We start from the raw sequence: 25,647 nt of genomic DNA, 5'->3' as shown, positions 1-25,647 counted from the left end.
TTCGGCCAAACGACCACCGCGAAGGCGGGGCGGCCGAGCCAGTCGGCCGGAACCCGCCCGCCTTCCGTCGTCAATGCCCCGACGCCTCCCCGAGCGTCAGATGTTTCGCTCCGGCACCCATGCGATCGGCACGGGTCGCTTGCGCGGGGCGCTCAGCCGCCCAGCCCGGCCATCAGCGTGTACTTGAGCTCGACGTATTCATCGAGACCGTACTTCGAGCCTTCGCGGCCGAGCCCCGATTGCTTGACGCCGCCGAACGGCGCGACTTCGGTCGAGATGATCCCGTCGTTCACGCCGACCATCCCGCTTTCGAGCGCGCCTGCCACGCGCCACGCGCGGCCGAGGTCGCGCGTATAGAAGTATGCGGACAGCCCGAACGGCGTGTCGTTGGCCGCCGCGACCGCTTCCGCCTCGGTCGCGAAGCGGAAGCACGCGGCGACCGGGCCGAAGGTTTCCTCCTCGGCGATCAGCATGCCGGGCGTCATGCCGGTCAGCACGGTCGGCTCGTAGAACGTGCCGCCGAGCGCATGACGCTTGCCGCCAGTAATGACGGTTGCGCCTTTCGCGGTCGCGTCCGCGACGTGCTTCTCGACCTTCGCGAGCGCCGCGTCGTTGATCAGCGGCCCCTGGTCGACGTCGCCCGCGAGCGCGTTGCCGACCCGCAGCGTGCGCACCGCATCGGCCAGCTTGCGCGTGAACGCGTCGTAGACGCCGTCCTGCACGAGGAAGCGGTTCACGCACACGCAGGTCTGGCCCGTGTTGCGGAACTTCGACGCGATCGCGCCGACCACCGCCGCATCGAGATCGGCATCGTCGAACACGATGAACGGCGCATTACCGCCGAGCTCGAGCGACAGCTTCTTCAGCGTGTCGGCCGATTGCTGCGCGAGCAGCTTGCCGACGCGCGTCGAGCCCGTGAACGACAGCTTGCGCACGACGGGCGAGCGCGTCAGCGCTTCGCCGATCGCGACCGCGTCGCCCGATACGACGTTGAACACGCCGGCCGGCACGCCCGCGCGCTCGGCGAGCACCGCGAGCGCGAACGCCGACAGCGGCGTTTCCTCGGACGGCTTCAGTACCATCGTGCAGCCGGCCGCGAGCGCGGGGCCGGCCTTGCGCGTGATCATCGCGAGCGGGAAGTTCCACGGCGTGATCGCCGCGACGACGCCTACCGGCTCGCGCGTGACGACGATCCGCGCATCCGGCTTCGGACTCGGGATCACGTCGCCGTACATCCGCTTCGCTTCTTCCGCGAACCATTCGAGAAAGCTCGCCGCATACGCGACCTCGCCGCGCGCTTCCGCGAGCGGCTTGCCCTGCTCGCGCGTCAGCAGCTCGGCGAGCGCGTCGCGGTGTTCGAGCATCAGCTCGCCCCAGCGCTTCACGCGCGCGCCGCGTTCCTTCGCGGTCAGCGCGCGCCATGCGGGAAACGCGTGCTCGGCCGCGGCGATCGCGCGCTGCGCATCGTCGTCGCCGCCTTTCGCGACCTGCGCGATCGTCTCGCCGGTCGCCGGGTTCAGCACCGGATAGGTGGCGTCGCTTGCGCTGTGCGGTTCATGCCATTCGCCGCCGATGTAATGGCCTGTCCTCAGAAATTCGCTCATCGTGTCGTGTTCCTTCAATCCTTCAGTCTGCCGCGAAGCTGCCCTGCGCCGGACGCGGTTCGCGCGCGATGCGCTTGCCGGCCGTGTAGTCGTTGATCAGGTCGCACGGCGTGTAGTTGCGTTCCAGTTCGTGCAGCTCGTCGTCGGTGAGCTGCGTTTCGAGCGCGCCGAGCGCGCTGTCGAACTGCGCGACCGAATCCGCGCCGACCAGCATGCTCGCGATGCCGGGCCGGCCCAGCACCCACGCCTGCGCGATCTGCGCGGGCGGCACGCCGCGCCGCTTCGCGACCTGCGCAACCGACGCGGCGATCGCGCGCGACGCCGGGTCGCCGTACATCTGCGCGGTGAAGAAATCGGTCTGGTTGCGCGTCGATTGCGGCTCGCACGTCAGCAGGCCGCGCGCGAGCGGGCTGAACACCGACACGCCGACGCCCTGGTCGATGCAGTACGGCACCATCTCGCGCTCCTCCTCGCGATACGCGAGGTTCAGCTGCAGCTGCATGTTGATCGGCTTGTCCCAGCCGTTGCGCTCGCACGCCTGCATGATCTTCGCGAACTGCCACGTGTACATCGTCGACACGCCGATGTAGCGCGCCTTGCCGGCGCGCACGATGTCGTGCAGCGCGCTCATCGTCTCGTCGACGGGCGTGTTCACGTCGAAGAAGTGCAGCATGTAGAGGTCGACGTAATCCATCCCGAGGCGCTTGAGCGACCCGTCGATGCCGTCGAGCACGTGCTTGCGCGAATGGCCGCCCGCGTTCGGGTACGCGCCCATGTCGTAGCCGACCTTGGTCGTCACGACGAGCTCCTCGCGGCGCGCGTTGCGCTTCAGGATGCGGCCGACCACTTCCTCGCCGACGCCCGTCGAATAGAAATCCGCGAGATCGATGAAGTTGACGCCGGCGTCGAGCGCGCGGCGCACGATCGGCTCGCTCTGCGCCTCGTCGAAGATCCACGGCTTCCATTGCGGGGTGCCCATGTTCATCGTGCCGAGACACAGGCGGGACACCTTCAGGCCGGACTGGCCGAGGCGGACGTATTCCATGCTTCCTCCTGATGCGGCCTTGCCGGCCGTTCGTTGTCCGTCAGTTATTTTTTCGGCGTGTAGAACGGGTTCGACACGTCGCGCGCGGCGGCGAACACGGCGTCGCGATGCGGCAGCCCCTCCATCGCGGCGACGATCGCGGTGCGGCACGCGCGGTAGTTGTGCTCGAACACGGCGTCGAGGTCGTCGGTCTGCGGGTTCACCCAGTTCGCCGACACGACCACCCAGTCGTTTTCCGCTTCCGGCGGCAGCGTGCCGTTCTCGAGCGCTTCGGCCACGGCCTTCGCGATGCCGGCCTGCGACGCGCCCCACGTCGCGTTGCCGTGGAAGTCGCCCGCGATCTGCGCCTTGTTCACGTACAGCGTGAGCGGCTTGGTCGGCACGCCCGGCTGCGCGATCACGACGAACGGCGCATGGCCGGCCGACGGCGTCGCGAGCGCGGTGGCGAACGCCTGGCCCGCGGGGCCGTCGCGCGGGCCGATCAGCACGTTGATGTGCGCGAGGTTGACGCCGGGGCCTTCGAAGCCTTCGCCGATGTACAGCGTTCTGGGTTGGGGTGCGGTCATTGCGATGTCTCGTCGATAGAGGGTGGGGCGATGGCGGGCGGCCGCGCGGCGGCCCGTGGATCGCGGGTTCCTGATCGGGGCTGCGTGTTCGTCGTCTCCGGGAAAGCCCTGATCCGGCCGCGAAAACGCCCGCCGGCTCCGGGTTTGTCATACCCGGTCAGGGCTTGGAGGGCCGAGCGCGTTTGGACAACAATCGGCGTACTCCGAGCCCTATCTTTGGTCGGCTCGGCCATTTTCGAAAGCGAGTAATTCCGATGGCTGCCATTCAAAGGCCCGATTGGTCGAAATTGAGTTCGCTCGATCCCGAGCTGATCCGCGCGTTCGTCGCCGTCGTCGAAAGCGGCGGCTTCACGGCGGCGGCCCGGCAACTGCACCGCACGCAGTCGACGATCAGCCTGCGCATCCGCACGCTCGAGGAGCGGCTGGATACGCACCTGTTCCTGCGCAACAGCCGGCGGCTCGAGCTGTCGCGCGACGGCGAGAACTTCCTGATCCACGCGAGGCGGATCATCCAGGTGCAGAACGACGCGATCATCGCGCTGAAGCAGACCAGCAGCGAACGCGGCGCGGTGCGCTTCGGGCTGCCGGAGGATTACGCGGAACTGTGGCTGCCGGACCTGCTGAAATCGTTCTACGCGCTGAGGCCGGGCGCGCGCCTGCACGTGCAGTGCCGGATGTCGCTCGAACTGCTGGAGCGGCTGCAGGCCGGCGAGCTCGACGTCGCGCTCGTCGTGCGGCACGGGCAGCAAGCGGGCGGCCGGCATCTCGGCCGCGACGACGTCGTGTGGGCCGCGCATCGCGATTTCCGGCTCGACCGGCATGCGTCGGTGCCGCTCGCGCTGTTTCCGGAGACGTGCTGCTACCGGCAGCGCGGGCTGCATGCGCTGGCGACGGCCGAGCGGCCGTATCACGTCATCTATACGAGCCAGAGCCCGACCGGCATCAAGATCGCGGTGAACCACGGCGCGGCCGTGACGATGATCGATCGCTGCACGCTGCCCGGGAACTGGCGCGTGCTCGGCGACGAAGAAGGGTTGCCGCCGCTGCCGCCCGCCGATCTCGAACTGCATCGCTCGCCCGGCATCTGCGATCCGCTGACCGACGATCTCGTTTCGTTGATCGAAGCGATGGTGGACGAGCGGCGGCGCGCGTCGGTCGACGCGTTCGCGTAGCACGCAGGCGGTTCCCCGCCAACCCGGCCTCGACCCATTCCGCGCCGGGTTTGTGGTAGATTCCTCGCGCGGCAGTCATGCCGCGAACGTTCTCAGGGCGGGGTGAAATTCTCCACCGGCGGTAATCACGGCAGTTGCGTGTAGCCCGCGAGCGCTTGCCGAGGTTTCCCGATGGCAAGGTCAGCAGACCCGGTGTGATTCCGGGGCCGACGGTTAAAGTCCGGATGAGAGAGAGCGGGGTTGGTTGCGTACGCAAGGTACGCGGCTCGTCCCTGTGCGCCCGTTTAACTCAGACACAGGATCAGCTCATGACCCAGATTCCCAGCATTTCCCAAACCGCTTCCCGTCGTATCGCTTTCGTCCAGTCTTGCTGGCACAAGGAGATCGTGGACCAGTGCCGAGCCGCGTTTGTCTCGGGACTGAACGATGCGAACATGGGTTCGGACTGCGACTTCTTCGAAGTGGCGGGTGCTTTCGAGATTCCGTTGCACGCAAAGCTGCTCGCGAAAACGGGCAAGTATGCGGCCATCGCCTGTGCCGGGCTGGTCGTCGATGGCGGCATCTACCGCCATGAGTTCGTCGCTCAAGCCGTGATTTCCGGGCTGATGCAGGTCCAGCTCGAAACCGAAGTCGTCGTGCTGTCGGCGGTGCTGACCCCGCATCATTTTCACGGCTCGGGCGAACACACCAACTTCTTCCACGAGCACTTCGTCGTGAAGGGCGCGGAGCTTGCGCGCGCGTGCGTCGACACGGTCGGCAAAGTCGCCGCGTTGAAAGGGGAGTCTGCGCTTCTCGCCATGAAGCCGGCCGCGTGACGCTCACATAACGAACGCGCGGAATCGGCGGCGGCCGGCGCACCGTTCGCCCGCGCACTCGCGCCGGCGCCTATGCGTCGCCGGCCTGCCCCGTCTGCCGCTGCAGATCCTCCATGATCTGCTCGGCGAGGAAGTCGCACGGCGGCCGCTTCGATTTCGTGCTGCGCGCGAGGATCATCTCGAGCGGCGGCAAATCGGGCAGCCCGTGCGAGCGCCCGAGCACCGTCAGTTGCGCGGGAATCGCGCAGCGCGCGAGCGGCGCGACCGCGAGCCCCGCTTCCACCATGCTGATCAGCCCGAGCAGGCTCGGGCTTTCATACGAGGTCCGGTACGGCAGCTTCGCGCGTTCGAGGCTGCGGATCGCGTTCTCGCGCGCGACGCTGCCGGGCATGAACACCGCGATCGGCAGCGGCCGCTCTTCCCACACGCGCGGCCCGTTGGTCATCGCGGCCCACGCCATCGGCTCGTGGCGCACGAAATCGCCGGACAGCCCTTTCACGCGCGTGCCGCACACGAGATCGACGGTGCCGTCCTTGAGCAGCGGCGCGAGCGCGCTGCTCGGCAGCCCGATCACCTGGATCTCGACCTTCGGATACGACGCCGAGAATTTCTTAAGCACTGAAGGAAGAAGCGACGACGCATAGTCGTCCGGCACGCCGATCACCACCTTGCCGGTCACCTCCGGCCGCACCACGGCGGCCCACGCCTCGTCGCGCAGCGCGAGCATGCGCCGCGCGAAGCCCAGCAGCACCTCGCCCTCGCGCGTCAGCACGATGCTGCGCGGCCGGCGCATGAACAGCGGCCGCCCCAGCGCGTCCTCGAGGCTCTTGATCTGCATGCTGACGGCGGATTGCGAGCGGTTCACGGCTTCGGCGGCCCGGGTCATGTTGCCGGTCTCGGCAACCGCGACAACGGTGGCGAGCACGTCGTGATCGAGCATCTTCATAGGTATCAGGAAAACTGAATGTAACGATCAACATTATGCGTTTTTATTGTCGCTACGTGCATGCGATAGTGCGATCACGCAAGCGATTCCGCTGCGGCCGCCGGTGCGTCGGGCCATGCCGGACCACGGTTGCCGGCATGCCGAAGCCGCGAGGTTGAACGAGGAAAACCCGGTGTACAGATGATGGACCATCCATTGCGCGCCGCACTGGCCGCGGAATTGCATGCCCGGCCGTTCCTGCGGCTGGCCGAATCCGTGGCGCTGACCCATTACGCGATCTATTCGGATGGCGAACCGGCGATTCACGACACGCTGCTGCACGCGCTGTGCCGCGACGCCGGCATCGCGGCGCCGCACGAAGGCGCGACGCATTACACGGTGCAGTCGCCGAGCGGCTGGCATCTGAAGTGGGAGCGCCACACCGAGTTCTCGACCTTCACGTTCGTCGCGCCGCGCCGCGATACCGGCTATTTCGACGATCTCGCGATCGAAGGCATCCCGGCCGCGTGGTTCGCGCGGCTGGCCGGGATCCGCTTCGTCGCGGTGCGCATGGAGCTGCTGTCGGGCGACGCCGCCCAGCTCGCGTGCCGCGACGTGCGGCGCTGGTTCGACGGGCCGATGATGGTCGGCGGCAACGTGCTCGGCGGCGGCAAGGTGTTCTGCGACTGGCACGTGCGGCACGACGGCTTCATGCGTTTTCTCGTCGTCGACGACGACTTCCGCGAAGAGCAGGGCGGCCGCCTGCTGCAGCGCCTGTATGAAATCGAAACCTACCGGATGATGGCGCTGCTCGCGCTGCCGGTCGCGCGCCGGATGGGCCGCGATCTCGACGAAATCCACGCGTCGCTGCAGGCGCTGATGCAGCGGATGGACGCGCACGGCGCGCAGGGCGACGACACGGCGCTGCTGGTCGAGCTCACGCACCTGGCGGTGCGCGTCGAATCGCTGTCGGGGTCCGGCGGACGCTTCAGCGCGTCGCGTGCATACGAGAAGCTCGTGCTCGCGCGCATCCAGGAGCTGCGCGAGGAGCGCATCGAGGGGATGCCGACGATCGCGGAGTTCATGGAGCGGCGCTTCGCACCCGCGATGGAGACGTGCCGCAGCGTATGGGCGCGTCGCGAGCAGATCGCCGACCGCATCGCGCGCGCGGTCGACCTGCTGCGCACCCGCGTCAATCTCGCGCAGGAAAAGGACGTCACGCGGCTGCTCGCCGGCATGGAGCGCACCGCGCGCAACCAGCTGCATCTGCAGCATGCGGTGGAAGGGCTGTCCGTTGCCGCGATCTCGTACTACGTGCTGTCGCTCGCGGCGGCCGCGTTCAAGGCCCTGCACGTGCTGAGCCTGCCGGTCGATCCCGAGCTGGCGGAAGGGCTGCTGATCGCGCCGGTCGTGCTCGCGGTGATCCACATCACACGGCGCACCCGCGCGCAGATGGCGCATGCGGATGCCGGCCGCGACGGCGAGCCGGCGCGTGCGGCGAAGATGTTCGGAAAATCAACGACAACGTAAGGAGTGGAGATGACTTTTTCGCAAATGCAACCCGGGTTCTTCTCGAGCATCGACGATTTCGCCGAGCCGGCGTGGGACGACGCGGGTAATGCCGACAATGGGGACGACGCGCGCGTGTCGTCGTATCAGGCGGTGCTGCAGGAGCCGACCGCGTCGCTCGTCGGCAGCACGACCGATCGGCCGGACGTCGCGACGTCCGCGATCCTCGGCTACAACTGACCTGCATCTCCGGCGCGGCAGGCGGACGACCCGGAGCGGTGCATTTCAGGCAGAATGGCACGGCAGTTTCCGAGGGGGCCGGATCAACCGGCCCGACATTCTTTCGCCGATAACTACATTGATATGACCGCTCCATCAGACGTTGCAATCCAGTTGGCCGCTGTCGGACAGCCGACGGCCCGAGACTTGATCAGCCGCAAGCTCAACGAATACAACGACGCGATAACCGGCCAGCCCGACAACACGGCGCTCGACGTGTACGTGACCGACCCGAAGACCGGGGAGACCCTCGGCGGGCTGGTCGGCCGGACGTCGCTGGGGCTGTTCTTCATCGACCTGTTGTACGTGCCCGAATCCCTGCGCAAGGACGGCCTCGGCAGCAAGCTGCTGCACGCGGCGGAAGCGGAGGCGAAGCAGCGCGGCTGCGCTCGCGCGGTGCTGTACACGATCACGTTCCAGGCGCCCGCGTTCTACGAGAAGCACGGCTACCGCGTATTCGGCGAAGTGCCGTGCCAGCCGGCCGGGGCCGCGCGCGTGTTCATGGTCAAGGAACTCTGAGCGTCGAAGGCCGAGCGGGATCGCAGCATCCGGTCGGCCTGTCGCATACGCTGTCTGCAAGAATGTCAGGCTTGCCCGGCGGCTGCGTTGCGCAGGTCCTTGTACCAGAACAGCGCGACCTCGCCGTCATTCTCCCCGCCTGCGTAAAGGAAGCGATCGTGGCCGCCCAGAACGAAGCCCGCACGCGCATACGCGCGGCATGCCGGCACGTTGTCGGCCTGAGTCTCCAGCCGCATGAAATCGAATCGCTCGCGGCTTGCCCACGTTGCCGCGGCTGACAGCAGCAATTGCCCGATCCCGCGCCCGCGATGCGCTCGATCGACGGCGATCTCGGCGATTTCCGCCATGCCGTTCCAGCTCTCCGATATCGCGACGAATCCGGCGAGCCTTCCGCGCGTCGTCGCCTGAAACAGCGCGTTGCGGCTGGTGGCTTCCTGCGCCCATCCGGCGGGATCGAAGCCGTAGTCCTTTCGACGCAGCGGAACAGGGCGGCAATCGAGAAGGTCCTGATACGGCGCATTCAGTTCGTGCGCAATGTCCAGCGTGAAGTCGCATGCGTTCAGTTCGTCGACGGACAGCGTTGCCACTTTCTCGATACAGGCGCGTTCGGTCTGGTTCATGACACTGGGCCGAATAGTTGGCGGGATTGCAGCGAGCAGGTTCGTCATGACGTCTCCACGCATGCGGCTTCGGCGTCGCGCGCCTTCAGCCACAAACCGAAGTCGCGCATGACTTCGACGACGGGCCGCAGCCGGTCGCCGTCGGCGGTCAGATCGTACTCGACCTTGACCGGCACTTCCGGATACACGGTCCGCCGCACGAGCCCGGCTTCTTCGAGCGCCCGGAGATCGAGGGTCAACATCCGCTGCGAGATGCCCGGCACGTCGCGGCGCAGGTCGCTGAAGCGTTTCGGCCCGTCGAGCAGGTACGACACCAGCAGCAATCGCCAGCGTCCTCCCAGCAGGCGCATCGCTTCCTCAACGGAACATCCGGTTGCACTCGTTTTCATGCGGTCAGGCTCGGTCGGTGAAATTTTTGTGGCTACGGCACAAACACCTGCCGTCTTCTCATCGGCGTTTCGATGCGTGATATTAGCGTCCGCATCGTCGCATATCGATACATTCACGTCGAAACGTCAAGGAACGCCATGAAGCTTTATCACGCCCCCGGCAGCTGTTCGCAAGCCGTTCAAATCGTGCTCCGCGAGCTCGGACTGGACATCGACATCGTCAAGGTCGATCCGCGCAAGCACGTGACCGAAGACGGCCGCGACTACTACGACGTCGCCGAGCTCGGCTACGTGCCGCTGCTCGAACTCGACGACGGCACGTACCTGAGGGAAGGGCCGGTCATCGCGCAATTCCTGGCCGACCAGCGCCCGGAAGCGGGGCTCGCACCGGCGCACGGCACGATGGAACGCTATCGGCTGCTCGAGTGGCTCAATTTCCTGACGGCGGAAATCCACAAGGGATTCATCCCGCTGCTGTATGCCGGCCTGGCCGGCAAGTACGTGGAGCCCGCGCGGAAAAAGCTCGACAGCCGCTATGCGTGGACCGATCGGCAACTGGCCGGGCGAACCTTCCTGCTGGGCGACACGTTCACGATCGCGGACGCGTATCTGTTCGCGCTGACGGGCTGGGGCAAGGCGGCGTGGCTGCGGTCGGTGTACGACGCGGATATCGACCTTGGCGCGTATCGCCATCTCGAGGCATGGTACGAGCGGGTCCGGCGCCGCGCGTCGGTGCAGCATGTGCTGGCGGCGGACGGGCTGCTGGACTAGGTTCCGTTCGCGTTCTCGCCCGATGGACGAACTTCCAGATACCGGCTCGGCGTTTCCCCAAGCACGCGGCGAAACGCGGACGTGAACGCGCTGGGGCTCGCGTAGCCGAGGTCGAGCGCGACCCGGGTCACCGGCTGCCCCTGGCTCAGCCGCGAGACCGCCGCGAGCAGGCAGACCTGCTGCCGCCATGCGGCGAAGCTCACGCCGGTCTGCGCGCGGAAGAGCCGCGTGAAGGTCCGCCTGCTCATCCCGGCGTCGGCTGCCACGGTGTCGAGATCGATCGCGATCGACGGCGCTTCGAACAGGCGCCGGCACACGCTTGCCAGCCGCGGATCGTCCGGCAACGGCGCATGCAGCGACAGGCGCGGCATGGCCGCCATTTCCGCGACGAGCAAAGCCATCAGCTTGCCGGCGCGTCCGTCGACGTCGTACAGCGCCGGGAGATCGATCGCGCCGTCGAGCAACTGCTTCAGCAACGGCGACACGCCGTACACGCAGCAATGGTCGGGCAGTCCCGCTGCATGCGCCGCGTCGCCCGACACGAAGGTATTGAGCATCGTGACCGGGCCGCTCATCGTCATTTCATGCTCGACGCCGGCCGGGACCCAGCACGCCCGCTGCGGCGGCACGAGCCAGCGGCCCTGCGGGGTGGCGATGCTGATTGCGCCGCGCGAAGCAAACGCGAACTGTCCGCGTCGATGCGCGTGCGGCGGAAACGTCAGGCCGGCCGGATAGTCGTTCGCGGTCACCACCACGCTGCGCGGGATGTTCTCGTAAGGATCGAGCAGGGTATTTCGCATGGCCCGGATTCTATAGCGAATGGCCCGACGTCGAAGGCGGGCCATGGCCGACCGGCCTACGATCCGTTTCTTGCGTAGTGCGACGGCGCATCGAACAAGTCGCCGGACGCCTGATCGTGATTCTTCCGGAGTCGATATGCCCCAACCCTTTCATCGCGTGGGACATGGCCCTCACGCTGTTCTCGTGCTGCACGGCTGGTTCGGTGACGCGCGCTCGTTCGAGCCGATCGAAGCATGGCTCTCACAGGACAAGTTCTCCTACGTATTCGTCGATCATCGAGGCTACGGCGAAAGGCGCGACATGCGCGGCGCCTACACGATCGACGAAATTGCCGCCGATGCGCTGGCGCTCGCGGATGCGCTCGGCTTTCGCACGTTCAGCCTCGTCGGTCATTCGATGGGCGGCATGGCAATCGAAAAGATTGCCGCATGCGCGCCCGAGCGCGTGCGTTCGCTGGTGCCGGTCGCGCCGGTTCCGTGCGGGGGCATCGCGTTCGATGCCGAAAGGCGCGCGCTGTTCGAAGGCGCCGCCGAGCATCCGGGCAATCGGCGGGCCATCATCGATCGCAGCACCGGCGGCCGATTGCCGTCGTCGTGGGTCGAATGGAAAGCGGCGTATTCGGCATCGCATTCGTCGCCGGAAGCGTTTGCCGCCTACTTCCACGCATGGGCCGATACGGACTTCAGCGACGAGATTGCCGGGCGGCATCCGGTGAAGGTGCTGGTGGGCGAACATGATCCGACGTTCAACGCGGCGCTGATGGCCAGGACCTATCTGCGGCGGTATCCTCTTGCCACGGTCGAGGTGCTGGCGAACGCCGGCCACTATCCGATGAACGAAACCCCGCTCGCGCTGGTGGCGGCGATCGAGTCGTTTCTACTCGCGAGTGACGAATCCGGCATGCCGAATTAACACGATGTGCTCTTTGGAACGCTTGCCGATGGAGAAGCGCGCATGAAGAAAAGCGAGTCGCAGCAACAGAACGTCCAGTCGCCTTCGCAACTGATCGACGCGAGAATCGAGGAGCTGGGCGACTGGCGCGGCGAGATGCTCGGCCGGCTCCGGGCGCTCGTCAAGGAGGCCGATCCCGACGTCGTCGAGGAGTGGAAGTGGCGCGGGGTGCCGGTGTGGTCGGATGCGGGCATCCTCTGCACCGGCGAGACCTACAAGAGCGTCGTGAAGATGACCTTCGCGAAAGGAGCGGCGCTGCAGGACCCCGCCGGCCTGTTCAATGCCAGTCTCGAAGGGAACACGCGGCGCGCGATCGATTTTCGCGAAGGCGAAGCGATCAACGAACGCGCGTTGAAGACGCTCGTTCGCGATGCGGCGGCGCTGAACCGGTCGAAGGCCAGGCGCTGAGCCGCAAAGTCGCGGCCGCACGCGCGGTCAGAAGCGGTAGTTGACCGACGCGAGCGTATTGAGCTCGGTCCTGCGCTCGGTGATCGGGCTCGACGCGGCATGGTGCTGCAAGCGTCCGAGCGTCACCGCGACCGAGCCGACCCAGTGCTTCGAGAAGTCGTAGCTGACGTAGCCGTTCAGATGCACGTCGCGGATGCCCGCGCCGGTGTTGTAGACGGGCAGCCCCGACGCGGCGCTCTGCTGGTTCGACACGCCGAAGAACGTGCGCGTATAGACGGCGTCCGCCCACGTGAAGCCGGGCCCGGCGGAGAACAGCCAGCCGCCGACGGGCAGCGACGCGTAGAGATCGGTGAGCACGGTCTTGCCCTGGTGGTGTCCGGCGATGTCCTGGTACATCGCGACGGAGCCCGTGAACATCCAGACCGTGTAATCGGCGAAGAGCTTCAGCTTCGGGCCGGCGTTCACGTTGCCGAGCCCGTGCAGATGCGGATCGTCGCTCTCGTGGCGCGACACGAAATCGAGCGTGATGGCCGCGCCGACGTGGTAGTCGTCGCCGCGCAGCACGTTCACGCCCAGCACGTCGGGGCCTTGCGAGAAGATGCGGTCGTCGTAGGAAATGTCGAGCGCGGGATAGGGGAACACGCGCAGGTCCCGCGAGCCCGGGTATTGCGGCGAGACGAACAGGCCCGGCCCGAACGCGATCTTCCATTTGCCGGCGGGCTGGACGGCCGCGTCGGCAGCGGTTGCGGCGTCGGCGGCCGATGCGTCGAGCGCGCAGACGGTCAGCGACAATCCCGCCGCCAGCAGCGCGGCCCGTTTTGCAGCCCGCCTTGCAGCCGGTTTCGCGGTGAGGAACGCAGGAAGCTTCATCACGACGTCCGCCCGTTGCCCAGTGTCGCCAGTTGCCGCAGGCGGCGCGCCAGCGCTTTCGAGACGACCGGCTTGGCGCCGGCGTCGCCCGTGCGGCTTGCCATTTCGCTTTCGCGCAGGAACAGCGCGGTTTCCCGCGCGACGATTTCGCGTTCGTTGTCGGAAGTGATCATGTGATACGAGTCGTCGAGCCAGATGGTTCGCAGGAAGCCGGCTCCGATCGACGAAGCAATGAAGCGCGCATTGCGCGGGCTCGACGTTTCGTCGTCGATGGCATGGATGATCAGGCAGTCGTTGCGGATCGCGCGCACCTTCGGGCGCACGCAGGCCGCGAGCCGGCTTGCCTCGTGCAGCGCGGGGAGCGAGATCGTCGACGGACCGATTTCGCTGAAGTTGTCGCGGCTCATCGCACGCGCGATCTTCGCGCGCAGCGCCTCGTTGCGCAGGCCGTAGGGCGCCGATTCGCGATACCGGTAGCGGTGGCGCATCGGCGAGTAATACGCCCAGTTCAGCAGGAAGCGATACCACGGAATCGCCCAGCCGTCGTACGCGAGGGTGAGCGACAGCAGCGCGACGGCCTGCGCCTGCGGACGGCGATGCGCGAGCGCGAGCGCAAGCGCCGCGCCGATCGACAGCCCGCAGATCGACACGCGTTCGTAGCGTGCGGCGAGCGCATCGTATTCGCGCGTCGCGGCGTCGAGCCATTGCTCCATCGCCTGTTCCGGCGTGCCGGCGCTATAGCCGTCCAGCACCGGCGCGCACGTCGTGAAGCCCTCGTCGTTCAGGAAGCGCGCGAGATAACGGAATTCGAGCGGCGAGCTGGACAGCCCGTGCAGCATCAGCACGGCGTGGCCGTCGCCTTCGTTGAAAACCGTTCTGGCGGAGATTGACATGTGTGGCCCTTGCGTCAGTCGTCGATGCGCAGCACGAGGAAATCGCCCGCATGCGTCGTGAAGCGTTCGCAGACGCAATCGACGAAGCGCCTGGCGCCGTCGCCCGCCGCATCGCCCGCCGCGCGCGTGGCGGGCGGGCCGGACCGGCGCAGCCGCACGCGGTGCCGGCCGGCCGAGAGGGTCTTCGACAGGCGGCGGAGATCGTCCGGATCGACGTCGTCGAAGCGGGGGCCGGGCGCGATTTCCGCGGGCGGCGGCAGGACGGCGCGGGCGTCGCCCGCCGGGCCGCTCGTGCCGCCGGCGTCGGCGCTGCCGCTCCATGCGGGGTTGTGTTCGAGCGCCTTCATCAGCACGAAGGTCCGGTGGTACTGCGACAGGTGATGCAGCAGCCGGTGCGTTTCATCGATCGCGCGGCGCGCGAGCAAGCGCTCGTTGTCATGGCGCAGCAGCATCTCGTAGCGCGACTGCGCGACGGAGGCGATCAATTCCGCGCGGAATTGCGCGCGCCTCAGGCGCTCGATCAGCGTAATCAATACGAGCGCGACCAGCGGGTACGAGACGACGAACAGGATGTCGGAGCGATCGATGACGTCGAACACGCCATAAGGCGGCACGAACAGGTAGTCGGCGATGCACAGGCCGGCCAGCATCACGGTCAGCGCGGGCGCGAGGCCGAAGTAGTACTCGATCAGCACGGCGGCGACGCTGAAAGCGGTGCCCGGCATGACGGGACCGAGCAGCGGGTGCAACAGGAGGCGCGCACCGCTCGCCAGGCCCAGCGCGGCGAGTGCGACAACCCATCGCCGTGGCCCGCGTGGCGCCCAGCGGCGGGCGTTCTGGATCTGCATGAGTCTGGAATTCGCCGGCGGACCGGGCGTGATTTATCTGGGGCCAAAAGCGGCCGGCGTAGCGTAGCGAGTCGTGCGCGAGTGATGAGCGACCCACGGCACGAGTGGGCCGAACGATAGCACATGTAATTTTTCGTAGTAATTGGCGGCGCCGGGTTTCGGCCCGGGGATCGCGCAAGGAATGGCGCGGGGCCCGCTGCCGTCGGGCCGCGCCGGTTGCGAACGCTTTCCGGCGACCCGGAGCATCCGCCGCTCGGCAGTCCGTCCGGCTGGATCGACGACATTACATTCATCCATCGTTCGCTTACTACAAACTGTCACCAAGCACCGCTAAGCTTTCGGCACCCTCACAACCGGACTCTCCGTCATGCGTGCTCCGATTCCCGTGCCTGCCCTCCTGTTGCTCCTGCCCGCCCTTGCCGCCGCGCCGGCGCTCGCGGCCACCGCCGCGCCCGTCAGCGCGACCTGCGGCGGCAGTGCGACGCCGATCGCCGAAATTCAGGGGCCGGGCGGGCCGTCGCCGCTCGCCGGCCAGAACGTCTCGATCGAAGCGGTCGTCACCGCCGATTTCGGCGGCGCCGACGGCTTCGGCGGCTTCTTCGTCCAGCAGGCCGATGCGCAGCGGCGCAACCAGCCGGGCGTTTCCGAGGGGCTGTTCGTCTATGCGCCGAAAGCGCGCGCGAAGGCGGGCGACCTCGTCCACGTGACGGGCAAGGTCGAGGAGAAATACGGGCAGACGCAGCTCACGCTGTCGGGCGCCATCGCGGTGTGCGCGAACGGCCAGTCGGTCACGCCCGCGACGCTCGCGCTGCCCGTCGACAACGTGAACACGTTCGCCGCGTATGAAGGCATGCTGGTGCGGCTGCCGCAGAAGCTGAACGTCACCGACAACTACGAGCTCGGCCGCTACGGCAGCGTGCTGCTCAGCAACGGCCGCCTGCGCACGCCGACGAGCGTCGTGCCGCCCGCGCAGGCGCAGTCGCAAATCGACGCGAACGCGCGCAACCGGCTGGTCCTCGACGACGGCTCGAACAAGCAGAACCCGGCGAGCGTCCCGTATCCGGCGCCCGGGCTTTCCGCCGCGAACACGCTGCGCGCGGGCTACACGGTCAGCAACGTCGAAGGCGTGCTCGAGATGCGCTACGGCGCTTGGCGCGTGCAGCCGGTGCCGGGTGCGGCCGTGCCCGCGTTCGATGCGCGCGCGAATCCGCGCACCGCGGCGCCCGCGCGCGATCGGCACGCGAACCTGCGCGTCGCTTCGTTCAATGTCCTCAATTATTTCAACGGTAACGGACTCGGCGGCGGCTTCGACGATCCGGCCAACCGCGGCGCGAAGAACTATCAGGAGTTCCAGCGCCAGGACGCGAAGATCGTCAGCGCGCTGAAGGCGCTCGACGCCGACGTGATCGGCCTGATGGAAATCCAGAACAACGGCTACGGCGAACTGAGCGCGGTGCGCCAGCTCGCGGCGAAGCTAGGTGCCAACTGGCGCGTCGTCGATCCGGGCACGGCGCGGCTCGGCGGCGACGCGATCGCGGTCGCGCTGATCTACGACGGCAGCAAGGTCGAACCGGTCGGCCGCGCGGCGACGCTCGCGATCGACGACAAGAACCGCCAGCCGCTCGCGCAGACGTTCCGGCGCGTCGGCGGCAAGCATGCGCTGACGGTCGCGGTGAACCATCTGAAGTCGAAGAATTGCCCGGACGCGGCGAGCGACGATCTCGACCAGGGCGACGGCCAGGGCTGCTGGAACGCGACGCGCACGCGCGCGGCCGCCAAGCTCGCCGACTGGCTCGCCGGCACGCCGACCGGCGCGTCGAGCCAGGGCGTGCTGCTGATCGGCGATTTCAACAGCTACACGCATGAAGACCCGATCCGCCTGCTCGAGTCGCGCGGCTACCGCAACCTCGTGTCGCGCTGGATCGGCGCGAATGCGTACAGCTACGTCTACAACGGCGAAGCGGGCTATCTCGATCACGCGCTCGCGTCGCTGCCGCTCGCGGCGCACGTGAAGGCCGTGCACGAATGGCACATCAACGCGGACGAGCCGGTCGCGCTGCAGTACACGCTCGCGTACAAGAGCGCCGAGCAGCAACGGACCTACTACGCGCCCGACGCGTACCGCTCGTCGGATCACGATCCGGTGCTGGTCGACATCGCGCTGCCGGGCGGCCGCTGATCGCCGGCCGGGTGGCCTCGCCGCGCGGCGTGCATGTCATGCCGCGCGGCGAGGCGAGTGACGAACGGTTCAGGCCGTGGCCGGAACGGGAAAGCGCAGGATGAAGGTGGTGCCTGCGTCGTCGCTCACCGCCTCGACGTTGCCGCGGTGCAGTTCCATGATCGATTTGACGATGGCGAGACCGAGGCCCGCATTTCTGGACGACCCGTGCCGCGACGCGTCGACGCGATAGAAGCGCTCGAAGATGCGGTCGATGTGCTCCGGCGCGATCGGGCGTCCGCGATTCGTCACCTTGACGACGGAAAAACCCGCGGACGAAAGCGCAGCCAGTTCGATCGTCGAGCCGGCCAGCGCATGGTCCAGCGCGTTCGACACGAGATTGCTGACCGCGCGGCGAAACAGCGTGGCATCGGCCGCCACTCGCGCGTCGCCTTGAACCACGATGCTGATGTCCTTTTCGTCGGCGATGCCCTGGAAGTACGAGGCCAGCCGGCCCAGCTCGTTCGCCGCGTCGAGGTCCGACAGCTTCAGGTGCTGTTGCGCGTTGTCGGTGCGCGCGAGGAACAGCATGTTCTCGATCATGCGCTGCAGACGCTCGCATTCCTCGATGTTCGAGTCGATCAGCGTTTCGTATTCGTCGGTCGTCCTGGGTCGAGACAACGTGACTTGCGACGAGCTGATCACGTTGGCCAGCGGCGTGCGCATGTCGTGCGCGAGGTCCGACGAAAACTGCGACAGGCGGACGAACGCGCGTTCGAGCCGGTCGAGCATGCGATTCACGGCGACGGCGAGTTCGCGCAGCTCGATCGGGCCGCCGCCGATGTCGAGCCGCTCGTTCAGGTTGTGCGCCTCGATGCGGGAGGTCTGCCGGCCCAGGCTCTCGACCGGACGCAGGCCGCGGCGCGCAACCGCATAGCCGAGCGCGCCGACCAGGATCGCGCCGACGGCAACCGCGACCCAGATATCGACCCGGTAGCTTTCGAGCAGCGATTGCCGGTCGGTCGCCGTGCGGACCAGCGCCACCCGGATCGCTTCGCCGGACGGCAGCGTCGCTTCGGCGACGATGCAGCGGGACGGCCCGATGCCGTCGGGCGAGCAGGTAAAGGGCCGGCGGCCCGGATGCCGGCCGGTGACGAGTGCGTCGAGCTTCACGCCCGGCTTGTCGGTGTGCTCGACCAGCAGCGTGTTGCGGCCGTCGTAGATGCCCAGATAGACGCCGGGATGGGACAGCAGCACTTCGTGAACGACGGCCGGGTTCGTGCGGACGGCCTCGGTCGAGCCGCTCGCGCGCGCAAGCTGCAGGAACTGGTTCAGCTTGCCGCCGATCTCGATGTCGTCGCGCCGCTGCAGTTCCGCCGACAACGACCGGTACAGGTAGGTGCCGGTCAACGCGAACACGAGCGCCGCGACCAGCGCGAATGCGAGCGTCAGCCGCCGGAGCAGCGAGTACGGTGCGGGGCCGTCGGTCACGAGCGGTCCTCGAGCACGTAGCCCATCCCGCGTATCGTGTGGATGAGCTTCGTCTCGTATGCGTTGTCGATTTTCGCGCGCAGGCGCTTGACGGCGGCGTCCACCACGTTGGTGTCGCTGTCGAAGTTCATGTCCCAGATCTGGGAGGTGATGAAGGTGCGCGTGAGCACCTCGCCTTCGCGTTCGGCGAGGAGCTGCAGCAACGCGAACTCCTGCGCGGTGAGATCGATGCGCGTGTCGCCGCGCTTCACGCGCCGCCGGATGAGGTCTACTTCGAGATCGGCGACGAGCAGGATGTCCCGGACGTGGCGCGGCGCGCGCCGCAGCAGCGCGCGAATGCGGGCCAGGAACTCGGCGTAGGCAAACGGCTTGGGCAGGTAGTCGTCCGCGCCCAATTCGAGGCCGGTCACCTTGTCTTCGATGGCTTCCCGCGCCGTCAGCAGGAGCACCGGCGTCTGCTTCTGTGCCCTCACGCGCTTGAGCACCTCGAAGCCGTCGATGCCGGGCAGCATGACGTCCAGCACGATCAGGTCGAAGTTTTCGTGCAGCGCCAGGAACAGGCCGTCCTGGCCATTCTCGGCCACGTCGACCGTGTAGCTCGCCTCCATCAATCCCTTCCGGAGATACGACGCCATTTTCGGCTCGTCTTCGACTATGAGTATCCGCATTGCTGAGTGGGTCGTGCTGTCTGTAGTGAGGCGGGTCGGTCCAGGGCCCGAGCTTGGGGCGGCGCGGGCGCGCCGGGCATGACGGCTGGATGACATTTTTTTCATGAAGCGCCGGCCGTCGACGGTCCGGACAACGCGCCTGCATGAAATTCCGGTCATTTTATGGCCATGCCGGCGTCACGCGCGCGGCGATAAGCTGCGGCCCACGTTCTGTCCTGACTCACTCGATTGCCGCTTGCCGGATTCCGCTTCCATGTCGTACTGGCGCAAATTCTTCATCGTCGTCTTGCTCGCGCTGAGCCTTCCGGTTCAGTCGTTTGCGGCCGTCTCGACGCAATGCGCCGCCGCGCAGGGCGATGCGCCCCGGCACCTGGAACAGGCCGCGCCAGAATACCACCCCGACATGCAACGCATCGCGCGTGCGGACGACGCGCATCACCCGCGACATCACGGCGGCGCGCACCACGCGCATGCGTGTTCGACCTGTGCATCCTGCTGCATCGGCACGGGATTGCCGGCGATGCCTGCCGTGGCCGCCGCACCGGACGCCGCTCGCGTCGCCAGCCCCATTCCGCCTCCCGCCGGCGTCGTGTCGTTCCTGACCGACGGCATCGAGCGGCCGCCTCGCCGCTTATCGGTCTAGTTCGCGGTTGATGAACCGCGCACGCCATTCGACCCGGCGCGCTGATTCGCGCCTGTCCGTTGATTCACGACGAGAACACGTATGCGACTGATTTCTGTAGCGCTGCTTGGCGCGGCGGCCACCTTGCCGTCGCTCGCGCAAGCCGCGACAACCTTTCCCGATCCGACCGACGCAGCGGCCCCGGTGCCGGCGATGACCATTCCCTCTGCGTTCGACGGCTATCAGCCTTACCGCGACGGCGATGGACCGACGTGGCTGCAACTGAACAAGGCCGTCGTCGACAAACCGGCCAAAGGCGGCATGAAGCACGGCGGCGCGCCGGCCCAACCGGGCGACAACCGTTCGAACCACGCGAAGCACGAGGAAGCTGCCAAATGATGCGACGATTCCTTTCCGCTCGAATGGGGGCGGGCATCGCGGTGATGGCGTTGCTCGCCGGCTGCACCACGTTCTCAAAGGACGGCGGGTTCGATACGGTGTCCTCTACCGCCAGGGAGCGGCTCGGCAAGGACGCGGTCATCGTCAGGACGGACGACGACCGGAATACCGTGGCAAAACGGACGCAGGAGCTGCTCGCCGGCCCGCTCACGATGGACGACGCGGTGCAGGTCGCGCTGCTGAACAATCGCGGCCTTCAGGCGTCCTACGCGGAACTGGGCCTGTCCGAGGCCGATCTGGTGCAGGCCGGCCGCCTCCCGAATCCAGGATTCACGTTCAGCCGGACCCGCGCGGGAAACGGCGACCTGAGTATCGGCCGCACGTTCTCGGCGAACGTGCTCGGCCTGCTGACGTTGCCGTTCGCCACGCGCATCGAAGGGCGCCGCTTCGAGCAGACCAAGCTGGAGACGGCGGACGGCATGCTCAAGGTCGCCGCCGACGCTCGCCGCGCGTACGTCAACGCGGTTGCGGCCGAGCAGGCCGCCCGGTACGCGGAGCAGGTGAAGGACTCCGCGGACGCCGGCGCCGAACTGGCCTCACGCATGCGTCAGGCCGGCAACTTCAGCAAGCTCGACTACGCACGCGAGCAGGCGTTCTATGCCGATTCGGTCGCACAGCTCGCCAGGACGCGGCAGCAGGCCGTCGCCGCGCGCGAAAAGCTGACGCGCACGATGGGCTTGTGGGGAGCGGGCGCGCAGTACGCGCTTCCCGAGCGCCTGCCGGACTTGCCGAAGGCGCGCCCGAATCTCGGCGACCTCGAAAGCTACGCGATGCAGAACCGCCTGGACATTCAGGCGGCGAAGCTGCAAACGCAGGGCGTCGCGTCATCGCTGGGGCTCACCAAGGCGACGCGCTTCATCAATGCGCTCGATGTCGGCTACGTGAACAACTACGAGACCGACAAGGGGCATGAGCACGGCTACGAGATCAGCATCGAGATTCCCGTGTTCGACTGGGGCGGCGCGAAGGTTGCCCGGGCGGAAGCCATCTACATGCGCTCGGCGAACCAGCTCGCCCGGACCGCGATCGATGCGCGCTCGGAGGTTCGCGAGTCGTACTCGGCGTACGTGACCAGCTACGACGTCGCGAAGCACTATCGCGACGAGGTCGTGCCGCTGCGCAAGACCATCTCGGACGAGCTGATGCTCCGCTACAACGGCATGCTCGCCAGCGTCTTCGAGCTGCTCGCGGATTCGCGCGAACAGGTCGGCGCGGTCAACAGCTACATCGACTCGCTGAAGGACTACTGGCTCGCGCAAACCGATCTCCAGCAGGCGGTCGGCGGCCATCTGCCCCGCGCGGGCGCGGCGCAGCCCGCTTCGGCCAACACGGCGCAACCGGCGCCGGCAACGCATTCGGAAGGTCAATAACATGGTGTCCCGTCGACAATTCCTCAGCGGCTCCGGGGCCGCACTCCTTGGCGCCGCGATGGTCAGCAAGGCGGGCGCCGCGTCGCTCCCCGAAGCACCGACGATGGCGAAGGCGGCGACGCAGCCGCCGCTCGTGCCGCCCAGCGGACGCCCGTATACGCCGGTCTCGACGCTCAACGGCTGGAGCCTGCCGTGGCGGATGAAGAACGGCTGGAAGGAATTCCACCTGACGGCCGAGCCGGTCGTGCGCGAGATGGCGCCCGGCATGAAGGCGAACCTGTGGGGCTACAACGGGCAATCGCCCGGCCCGACCATCGAGGCGGTCGAGGGCGACAAGGTCCGCATCTTCGTCACGAACCGGCTGCCCGAGCATACGACCGTTCACTGGCACGGCATGCTGCTGCCCAGCGGGATGGACGGCGTCGGCGGGCTCACGCAGCCGCACATCCCGCCCGGCAAGACGTTCGTCTACGAGTTCGAGCTGGAGAAGCACGGGACTTTCATGTATCACCCGCACGCCGACGAGATGGTGCAGATGGCGATGGGGATGATGGGCATGTTCATCGTGCACCCGAAGGACCGCGGCGTGATGCCGGTCGACCGGGACTTCGTGTTCCTGCTGGCGGCCTACGACATCGACCCGGGCAGCTACACGCCGCGCGTCAACGAGATGACGGACTTCAACATGTGGACGTTCAATTCGCGCGTGTTCCCGGGCATCGACCCGCTGCCGGTGCGCGCGGGCGACCGCGTGCGCATCCGGTTCGGCAACCTGACGATGACGAATCACCCGATCCACCTGCACGGCTACAGCTTCGAGGTGGCCGGCACGGACGGCGGGTGGATTCCGCCGGCCGCGCGCTGGCCGGAGGTGACGGCCGACGTCGCGGTGGGCCAGATGCGCGCGATCGAGTTCACCGCGAACCGCCCCGGCGACTGGGCGTTCCACTGCCACAAGTCGCATCACACGATGAATGCGATGGGCCATCAGGTGCCGAACCTCATCGGCGTGCCGCAGAAGGATCTCGCGAAACGCATCAACAAGCTGGTGCCCGACTACATGGCGATGGGCAGCACCGGCGGCGCGATGGGCGAGATGGAGATGCCGCTGCCCGACAACACGCTGCCGATGATGACCGGCACCGGGCCGTTCGGGCCGCTGGAGATGGGCGGCATGTTCACCGTCGTCAAGGTCCGGCAGGGGCTGGGCCGGAACGACTACCGCGACCCGGGCTGGTTCAGGCATCCGAAGGGAACCGTGGCCTACGAATACACCGGCGAGCTGCCGGACGGCTGAATTACATGACAAGGCCGGGCTGACCCGGCCGTCCGCTTCACCCCCTCAACCCTGGAGAAAGACGATGAAAAAAGCACTTGTTTCGATTGCGATGGGCTGGGCCCTCGCGTTCTCGGCCGCGTCGCATGCCGCCGGCGAGATGGGCAACATGGACATGAGCGGCGGTGCGAAGCAGGGCGCCGAAGCCGCGAGCGGCATGTCGCACGGCGAAATCAGGAAGGTCGACACGGCCGCCGGCAAGCTGACCATCAAGCACGGCCCGCTGGAGAACCTCGGCATGGACGCGATGACGATGGTCTTCAAGGTCAAGGACCCGGCGATGCTGTCGCAGGTGAAGACCGGCGACAAGATCGATTTCGTCGCCGACGAAGTGAACGGTGCGCTCACCGTCACGAAGCTGCAGAAGCAGTGACGAGACGAGCCTCAACATGAAGACATTCACCCTCAAGCATTTCGCCGGACTGGCCGCGGCCGGCGCGTTGGCGCTTGCGCCGGTCGCCGCGCTCGCGCACGGCAAGCTGGAAAGCGCGGTGCCCGCATCGGGCAGCACGGTCGATGCCGCGCCCGACGTGTTGCGCCTGGCCTTCAACGAAGACCTCGAACCGACCTTCAGTTCGGTCAAGGTATCCGACGCGAGCGGCGCCGCCGTCACGAAGGAGAAGGCCAGGGTCGACGCGTCCGCGCCGCGCGTGATGACGGTCGCAGTGCCGAAGCTGGCGTCGGGTACATACACGGTCCAGTGGACCGCGATGACCGCGGATGCGCACAAGACCAAAGGCACCTACGTGTTCAAGGTGAAGTGATGAACGACGGGTTCCTCGGCATCTTGAGGCTGGTCGCGGTCGCCGTGCAGAACGTCGGCTTCGCCGTCGTCGTCGGTGCGCTGCTCGGCAACCGATGGCTCGCTCGCGGCGCATCCGACTGGCAGGCGGGCATGGCTCGACGTCTGGTCACGACGATGCGCATCGCATCCGTCGTGTCGCTGCTGGCGAGCATGCTGTCGTTCTGGGCGCACTGCGCGTTGATGAGCGAGTCGACGCTGTTCGACGCCGGTCCGGCCGTGTGGTCGATGCTCGCGGGAACCGGCTTTGGGCATGCGTGGCTGGTCGGCGCCGGTTTCACGCTTTGTATCGTCGTGCTGTCGTTTCTACCGTCGCGAAGCGACGCGCGTGTTCCGTTCGCGATGTGGATTGCGCTGGCGGGTGTCGCGCTGGCGCGCAGCAACGGCGGGCATCCGGTGGATGCCGGGCTGTTCAGCGTGCCGGTCTGGGTGGATTGGCTGCATCTGCTGGCCATCAGCGCGTGGGTCGGCCTCGTGCTGGTGACGACGTATGCGGTGATGCCGTCTCTGATTCGCGCTCCGGGAAGTGAATACCGGAACGGCGCGTCGTTCGTGCAGTCGCTTTCCGACGCATCGACTTGGGCGCTGATCGTCCTGTTCAGTACGGGCGCGTACAACGGATGGCGCGGAGTCAGTACGCCTTCGAACCTGCTGGCGTCCGCTTATGGGCAGGTGCTGCTGCTCAAGCTCGCACTGGTGCTGATTGCCGCGGCGCTCGGGGGGCACAACCGGTTCTTCGAAATGCCGAAGCTGCTGTCCGCGTTGAAGCATCCTGCGGCGGCTTCGCCGGCGGGTGCGCTGCGCCGTTTCGGCGCGGTGCTCAAGGTCGAATCGTTCTTGCTGGCCGGCGTGCTGCTGGTCGCGGCCGTGCTCGTCTCGAGTGCGCTGCCGGGTACGACGTAAGCGTGAGCCGATCTTCCAGCGCGCTGCAAGCGGGTGATCGCTACCGGTACTGGGTGACCAGGAAGAAGTGATCACCCATCGGTCGTACATCGGTAGAGTCGTCTTGCTCCTCAGCCATCGTTTGTCCTCGAAGGGGGTCGTCGGCCTCGTCATAAATAAGCGTGTGAAAGATATTCGGACCGATCGCCGAACCGGTATCGCCCCAGTACCATCGATGGTGCTTGGGCGACTGCCCCGGACTTTCACGGATTTCCCGGAGATAGTCTGTCCGCACGACCTGAAAATGAATCCAATCCGGATCGATTTTAAACTTCAACAATGTTCCAAAAAATGCAAACGTCAACACGGGGGCCAGGATAACTGACGCAAGTGTTCGCCATTGGCCGTTCCATACGCACCTGCCGAAACTAATCAACCAGATGATGCCGATGATTGCGGCAGGAATGAAGAGTACGGGAATCAAAAAGAACGAAAGGTTCAGCGATCTGTCTAGCTGGTCAGAGAAATAAATCAGCGCGCCAAATGCCAGCCATATACAAAATTGAAATGACGAAAATCGGTGATTGTTCATGGTGTCGTGCAGTGGGCTGAGCATGCCTGCATTCATGTTGGGATGGCTGTGAAATGTGATTCGCCCAGTCGGCGTGGATTGTCGACGATCTGACCGTCGTTGTCGACCAGCCCCATGACAGCCGAAAACGAGTGCATTGTCGATCCCACACCCTGAGTGGGAAGTCAAACCACTGCAGCAGTATTTTTCCGGAAATCCCGCTCGGGCAGACTTCGCTTGACCGCTAACGGTTCGACAACGATTGATGAGGATAGACATGCCAGAACAACTGCTTCCCAGAGA

Annotated in this window: 29 protein-coding genes and 1 riboswitch; of the genes, 16 read left to right on the top strand and 13 right to left on the bottom strand. The window is 66.7% G+C overall.

What is annotated here, in order from left to right:
- Window positions 1–152 precede the first annotated feature (152 nt).
- From HWX31_RS02705 to fae, 3 genes are read right to left on the bottom strand one after another with little or no spacing between them, the layout of a single operon-like run.
- A complete protein-coding gene (locus HWX31_RS02705; RefSeq protein ID WP_174962748.1) occupies window positions 153–1,604 on the bottom strand; it encodes an NAD-dependent succinate-semialdehyde dehydrogenase in 1,452 nt (483 codons plus the stop codon).
- Between the two features lie 22 nt (window positions 1,605–1,626).
- Complete coding sequence (locus HWX31_RS02700) at window positions 1,627–2,649, bottom strand: aldo/keto reductase (RefSeq protein WP_059614318.1); 1,023 nt, start codon at window positions 2,647–2,649, stop codon at window positions 1,627–1,629.
- Between the two features lie 44 nt (window positions 2,650–2,693).
- On the bottom strand, window positions 2,694–3,215 hold the full coding sequence (gene fae, locus HWX31_RS02695; protein WP_059651808.1) for a formaldehyde-activating enzyme: 522 nt from the start codon (window positions 3,213–3,215) through the stop codon (window positions 2,694–2,696).
- A 254-nt stretch (window positions 3,216–3,469) separates the two neighbouring features.
- Between fae and HWX31_RS02690 the strand changes: the two genes are divergently transcribed.
- Both HWX31_RS02690 and HWX31_RS02685 read left to right on the top strand, forming a co-directional pair.
- Window positions 3,470–4,387 carry a LysR family transcriptional regulator gene (locus HWX31_RS02690; protein ID WP_174962746.1) on the top strand — a complete coding sequence of 306 codons (918 nt, stop codon included), beginning with the start codon at window positions 3,470–3,472 and terminating at the stop codon, window positions 4,385–4,387.
- Between the two features lie 84 nt (window positions 4,388–4,471).
- A riboswitch (FMN riboswitch) is annotated at window positions 4,472–4,627 on the top strand.
- Window positions 4,628–4,695: 68 nt separating this feature from the next.
- Entirely contained in the window at window positions 4,696–5,202 is a 507-nt protein-coding gene (locus HWX31_RS02685; protein ID WP_059613138.1) for a 6,7-dimethyl-8-ribityllumazine synthase, read from the top strand.
- A 70-nt stretch (window positions 5,203–5,272) separates the two neighbouring features.
- Here HWX31_RS02685 and HWX31_RS02680 read toward each other — a convergent pair whose 3' ends face one another.
- The gene (locus HWX31_RS02680; protein WP_059613140.1) at window positions 5,273–6,148 is read right to left on the bottom strand and encodes a LysR family transcriptional regulator; all 876 of its coding nucleotides are present in this window, start codon (window positions 6,146–6,148) and stop codon (window positions 5,273–5,275) included.
- Between the two features lie 180 nt (window positions 6,149–6,328).
- Between HWX31_RS02680 and HWX31_RS02675 the strand changes: the two genes are divergently transcribed.
- The 3 genes from HWX31_RS02675 to HWX31_RS02665 all read left to right on the top strand — a co-directional run bounded on the left by HWX31_RS02675 (window position 6,329) and on the right by HWX31_RS02665 (window position 8,434).
- Window positions 6,329–7,657, top strand: a complete 1,329-nt coding sequence (locus HWX31_RS02675; protein ID WP_174962744.1) for a DUF3422 family protein — start codon at window positions 6,329–6,331, stop codon at window positions 7,655–7,657.
- 9 nt (window positions 7,658–7,666) lie between these two features.
- Window positions 7,667–7,876, top strand: coding sequence for a hypothetical protein (locus tag HWX31_RS02670; RefSeq protein WP_174962743.1), 210 nt, complete (start codon window positions 7,667–7,669; stop codon window positions 7,874–7,876).
- Window positions 7,877–7,999: 123 nt separating this feature from the next.
- The gene (locus HWX31_RS02665; RefSeq protein WP_174962741.1) at window positions 8,000–8,434 is read left to right on the top strand and encodes a GNAT family N-acetyltransferase; all 435 of its coding nucleotides are present in this window, start codon (window positions 8,000–8,002) and stop codon (window positions 8,432–8,434) included.
- A 65-nt stretch (window positions 8,435–8,499) separates the two neighbouring features.
- On the opposite strand, the gene HWX31_RS02660 is transcribed toward HWX31_RS02665, so the two are convergent.
- Both HWX31_RS02660 and HWX31_RS02655 read right to left on the bottom strand, forming a co-directional pair.
- Window positions 8,500–9,054: a GNAT family N-acetyltransferase gene (locus tag HWX31_RS02660; protein ID WP_174962788.1), complete on the bottom strand. Its 555-nt coding sequence runs from the start codon at window positions 9,052–9,054 to the stop codon at window positions 8,500–8,502.
- A gap of 44 nt (window positions 9,055–9,098) precedes the next feature.
- The gene (locus HWX31_RS02655) at window positions 9,099–9,443 is read right to left on the bottom strand and encodes a winged helix-turn-helix transcriptional regulator (protein WP_174962739.1); all 345 of its coding nucleotides are present in this window, start codon (window positions 9,441–9,443) and stop codon (window positions 9,099–9,101) included.
- Window positions 9,444–9,581: 138 nt separating this feature from the next.
- Between HWX31_RS02655 and HWX31_RS02650 the strand changes: the two genes are divergently transcribed.
- Window positions 9,582–10,214 (top strand): glutathione S-transferase N-terminal domain-containing protein, encoded by a 633-nt coding sequence (locus HWX31_RS02650; protein ID WP_174962737.1) that lies wholly within the window; start codon window positions 9,582–9,584, stop codon window positions 10,212–10,214.
- Here HWX31_RS02650 and HWX31_RS02645 read toward each other — a convergent pair.
- Window positions 10,211–11,014 (bottom strand): AraC family transcriptional regulator, encoded by an 804-nt coding sequence (locus HWX31_RS02645; protein WP_174962735.1) that lies wholly within the window; start codon window positions 11,012–11,014, stop codon window positions 10,211–10,213. The genes HWX31_RS02650 and HWX31_RS02645 overlap by 4 nt on opposite strands.
- A 136-nt stretch (window positions 11,015–11,150) precedes the next feature.
- On the opposite strand from HWX31_RS02645, the gene HWX31_RS02640 reads away from it, so the two are divergent.
- Complete coding sequence (locus HWX31_RS02640) at window positions 11,151–11,927, top strand: alpha/beta fold hydrolase (protein ID WP_174962733.1); 777 nt, start codon at window positions 11,151–11,153, stop codon at window positions 11,925–11,927.
- A gap of 42 nt (window positions 11,928–11,969) precedes the next feature.
- Window positions 11,970–12,374, top strand: coding sequence for a DUF1801 domain-containing protein (locus HWX31_RS02635; protein ID WP_174962731.1), 405 nt, complete (start codon window positions 11,970–11,972; stop codon window positions 12,372–12,374).
- A gap of 27 nt (window positions 12,375–12,401) precedes the next feature.
- Here HWX31_RS02635 and HWX31_RS02630 read toward each other — a convergent pair whose 3' ends face one another.
- The 3 genes from HWX31_RS02630 to HWX31_RS02620 are packed head-to-tail and all read right to left on the bottom strand — an operon-like array spanning window position 12,402 to window position 14,985.
- Window positions 12,402–13,244: a MipA/OmpV family protein gene (locus tag HWX31_RS02630; protein WP_244143627.1), complete on the bottom strand. Its 843-nt coding sequence runs from the start codon at window positions 13,242–13,244 to the stop codon at window positions 12,402–12,404.
- Window positions 13,244–14,137 (bottom strand): alpha/beta hydrolase, encoded by an 894-nt coding sequence (locus HWX31_RS02625; protein WP_029226925.1) that lies wholly within the window; start codon window positions 14,135–14,137, stop codon window positions 13,244–13,246. Before HWX31_RS02625 ends, HWX31_RS02630 begins: the two co-directional genes overlap by 1 nt.
- 14 nt (window positions 14,138–14,151) lie before the next feature.
- The gene (locus HWX31_RS02620) at window positions 14,152–14,985 is read right to left on the bottom strand and encodes a DUF4118 domain-containing protein (protein WP_174962729.1); all 834 of its coding nucleotides are present in this window, start codon (window positions 14,983–14,985) and stop codon (window positions 14,152–14,154) included.
- Window positions 14,986–15,352: 367 nt separating this feature from the next.
- Between HWX31_RS02620 and HWX31_RS02615 the strand changes: the two genes are divergently transcribed.
- Complete coding sequence (locus tag HWX31_RS02615; protein ID WP_174962727.1) at window positions 15,353–17,164, top strand: ExeM/NucH family extracellular endonuclease; 1,812 nt, start codon at window positions 15,353–15,355, stop codon at window positions 17,162–17,164.
- A gap of 69 nt (window positions 17,165–17,233) precedes the next feature.
- Here the strand turns inward: HWX31_RS02615 and HWX31_RS02610 are convergent, their stop codons facing one another.
- Together HWX31_RS02610 and HWX31_RS02605 are read right to left on the bottom strand one after the other, a co-directional pair.
- Complete coding sequence (locus HWX31_RS02610) at window positions 17,234–18,634, bottom strand: heavy metal sensor histidine kinase (RefSeq protein WP_174962725.1); 1,401 nt, start codon at window positions 18,632–18,634, stop codon at window positions 17,234–17,236.
- On the bottom strand, window positions 18,631–19,302 hold the full coding sequence (locus HWX31_RS02605) for a heavy metal response regulator transcription factor (protein ID WP_059613164.1): 672 nt from the start codon (window positions 19,300–19,302) through the stop codon (window positions 18,631–18,633). The genes HWX31_RS02610 and HWX31_RS02605 overlap by 4 nt, the downstream gene beginning before the upstream one ends.
- 103 nt (window positions 19,303–19,405) lie before the next feature.
- Here HWX31_RS02605 and HWX31_RS02600 point away from each other — a divergent pair, with 103 nt between their 5' ends.
- From HWX31_RS02600 to HWX31_RS02570, 7 genes are all read left to right on the top strand, one after another.
- Window positions 19,406–19,945, top strand: coding sequence for a hypothetical protein (locus HWX31_RS02600; RefSeq protein ID WP_244143626.1), 540 nt, complete (start codon window positions 19,406–19,408; stop codon window positions 19,943–19,945).
- An 81-nt stretch (window positions 19,946–20,026) separates the two neighbouring features.
- Complete coding sequence (locus tag HWX31_RS02595) at window positions 20,027–20,323, top strand: hypothetical protein (protein WP_174962723.1); 297 nt, start codon at window positions 20,027–20,029, stop codon at window positions 20,321–20,323.
- The gene (locus tag HWX31_RS02590) at window positions 20,320–21,753 is read left to right on the top strand and encodes a TolC family protein (protein WP_174962721.1); all 1,434 of its coding nucleotides are present in this window, start codon (window positions 20,320–20,322) and stop codon (window positions 21,751–21,753) included. Before HWX31_RS02595 ends, HWX31_RS02590 begins: the two co-directional genes overlap by 4 nt.
- Window position 21,754: 1 nt before the next feature.
- Window positions 21,755–23,050: a multicopper oxidase family protein gene (locus HWX31_RS02585; RefSeq protein WP_174962718.1), complete on the top strand. Its 1,296-nt coding sequence runs from the start codon at window positions 21,755–21,757 to the stop codon at window positions 23,048–23,050.
- A 64-nt stretch (window positions 23,051–23,114) separates the two neighbouring features.
- Entirely contained in the window at window positions 23,115–23,462 is a 348-nt protein-coding gene (locus HWX31_RS02580; RefSeq protein WP_059714837.1) for a copper-binding protein, read from the top strand.
- A 16-nt stretch (window positions 23,463–23,478) separates the two neighbouring features.
- The gene (copC, locus tag HWX31_RS02575) at window positions 23,479–23,853 is read left to right on the top strand and encodes a copper homeostasis periplasmic binding protein CopC (RefSeq protein ID WP_174962716.1); all 375 of its coding nucleotides are present in this window, start codon (window positions 23,479–23,481) and stop codon (window positions 23,851–23,853) included.
- Complete coding sequence (locus tag HWX31_RS02570) at window positions 23,853–24,794, top strand: copper resistance D family protein (RefSeq protein WP_174962714.1); 942 nt, start codon at window positions 23,853–23,855, stop codon at window positions 24,792–24,794. Before copC ends, HWX31_RS02570 begins: the two co-directional genes overlap by 1 nt.
- A 40-nt stretch (window positions 24,795–24,834) precedes the next feature.
- Here the strand turns inward: HWX31_RS02570 and HWX31_RS02565 are convergent, their stop codons facing one another.
- Window positions 24,835–25,389 (bottom strand): hypothetical protein, encoded by a 555-nt coding sequence (locus HWX31_RS02565; protein ID WP_174962712.1) that lies wholly within the window; start codon window positions 25,387–25,389, stop codon window positions 24,835–24,837.
- Between the last annotated feature and the right edge of the window lie 258 nt (window positions 25,390–25,647).

This window comes from Burkholderia ubonensis, from assembly GCF_902833085.1.
Lineage (GTDB): Bacteria > Pseudomonadota > Gammaproteobacteria > Burkholderiales > Burkholderiaceae > Burkholderia > Burkholderia ubonensis.
Note: the sequence above shows the minus strand (reverse complement) of the source record. Positions and strands in the feature narration are given on the sequence as shown.

Bases quoted from the DNA above. Each gene is read 5' to 3' on its own strand.
- HWX31_RS02705 (WP_174962748.1), bottom strand. From the start codon at position 1,604: ATGAGCGAATTTCTGAGGACAGGCCATTACATCGGCGGCGAATGGCAT.
- HWX31_RS02700 (WP_059614318.1), bottom strand. From the start codon at position 2,649: ATGGAATACGTCCGCCTCGGCCAGTCCGGCCTGAAGGTGTCCCGCCTG.
- fae (WP_059651808.1), bottom strand. From the start codon at position 3,215: ATGACCGCACCCCAACCCAGAACGCTGTACATCGGCGAAGGCTTCGAA.
- HWX31_RS02690 (WP_174962746.1), top strand. From the start codon at position 3,470: ATGGCTGCCATTCAAAGGCCCGATTGGTCGAAATTGAGTTCGCTCGAT.
- HWX31_RS02685 (WP_059613138.1), top strand. From the start codon at position 4,696: ATGACCCAGATTCCCAGCATTTCCCAAACCGCTTCCCGTCGTATCGCT.
- HWX31_RS02680 (WP_059613140.1), bottom strand. From the start codon at position 6,148: ATGAAGATGCTCGATCACGACGTGCTCGCCACCGTTGTCGCGGTTGCC.
- HWX31_RS02675 (WP_174962744.1), top strand. From the start codon at position 6,329: ATGATGGACCATCCATTGCGCGCCGCACTGGCCGCGGAATTGCATGCC.
- HWX31_RS02670 (WP_174962743.1), top strand. From the start codon at position 7,667: ATGACTTTTTCGCAAATGCAACCCGGGTTCTTCTCGAGCATCGACGAT.
- HWX31_RS02665 (WP_174962741.1), top strand. From the start codon at position 8,000: ATGACCGCTCCATCAGACGTTGCAATCCAGTTGGCCGCTGTCGGACAG.
- HWX31_RS02660 (WP_174962788.1), bottom strand. From the start codon at position 9,054: ATGAACCAGACCGAACGCGCCTGTATCGAGAAAGTGGCAACGCTGTCC.
- HWX31_RS02655 (WP_174962739.1), bottom strand. From the start codon at position 9,443: ATGAAAACGAGTGCAACCGGATGTTCCGTTGAGGAAGCGATGCGCCTG.
- HWX31_RS02650 (WP_174962737.1), top strand. From the start codon at position 9,582: ATGAAGCTTTATCACGCCCCCGGCAGCTGTTCGCAAGCCGTTCAAATC.
- HWX31_RS02645 (WP_174962735.1), bottom strand. From the start codon at position 11,014: ATGCGAAATACCCTGCTCGATCCTTACGAGAACATCCCGCGCAGCGTG.
- HWX31_RS02640 (WP_174962733.1), top strand. From the start codon at position 11,151: ATGCCCCAACCCTTTCATCGCGTGGGACATGGCCCTCACGCTGTTCTC.
- HWX31_RS02635 (WP_174962731.1), top strand. From the start codon at position 11,970: ATGAAGAAAAGCGAGTCGCAGCAACAGAACGTCCAGTCGCCTTCGCAA.
- HWX31_RS02630 (WP_244143627.1), bottom strand. From the start codon at position 13,244: ATGAAGCTTCCTGCGTTCCTCACCGCGAAACCGGCTGCAAGGCGGGCT.
- HWX31_RS02625 (WP_029226925.1), bottom strand. From the start codon at position 14,137: ATGTCAATCTCCGCCAGAACGGTTTTCAACGAAGGCGACGGCCACGCC.
- HWX31_RS02620 (WP_174962729.1), bottom strand. From the start codon at position 14,985: ATGCAGATCCAGAACGCCCGCCGCTGGGCGCCACGCGGGCCACGGCGA.
- HWX31_RS02615 (WP_174962727.1), top strand. From the start codon at position 15,353: ATGCGTGCTCCGATTCCCGTGCCTGCCCTCCTGTTGCTCCTGCCCGCC.
- HWX31_RS02605 (WP_059613164.1), bottom strand. From the start codon at position 19,302: ATGCGGATACTCATAGTCGAAGACGAGCCGAAAATGGCGTCGTATCTC.
- HWX31_RS02600 (WP_244143626.1), top strand. From the start codon at position 19,406: ATGAAGCGCCGGCCGTCGACGGTCCGGACAACGCGCCTGCATGAAATT.
- HWX31_RS02595 (WP_174962723.1), top strand. From the start codon at position 20,027: ATGCGACTGATTTCTGTAGCGCTGCTTGGCGCGGCGGCCACCTTGCCG.
- HWX31_RS02590 (WP_174962721.1), top strand. From the start codon at position 20,320: ATGATGCGACGATTCCTTTCCGCTCGAATGGGGGCGGGCATCGCGGTG.
- HWX31_RS02585 (WP_174962718.1), top strand. From the start codon at position 21,755: ATGGTGTCCCGTCGACAATTCCTCAGCGGCTCCGGGGCCGCACTCCTT.
- HWX31_RS02580 (WP_059714837.1), top strand. From the start codon at position 23,115: ATGAAAAAAGCACTTGTTTCGATTGCGATGGGCTGGGCCCTCGCGTTC.
- copC (WP_174962716.1), top strand. From the start codon at position 23,479: ATGAAGACATTCACCCTCAAGCATTTCGCCGGACTGGCCGCGGCCGGC.
- HWX31_RS02570 (WP_174962714.1), top strand. From the start codon at position 23,853: ATGAACGACGGGTTCCTCGGCATCTTGAGGCTGGTCGCGGTCGCCGTG.
- HWX31_RS02565 (WP_174962712.1), bottom strand. From the start codon at position 25,389: ATGCTCAGCCCACTGCACGACACCATGAACAATCACCGATTTTCGTCA.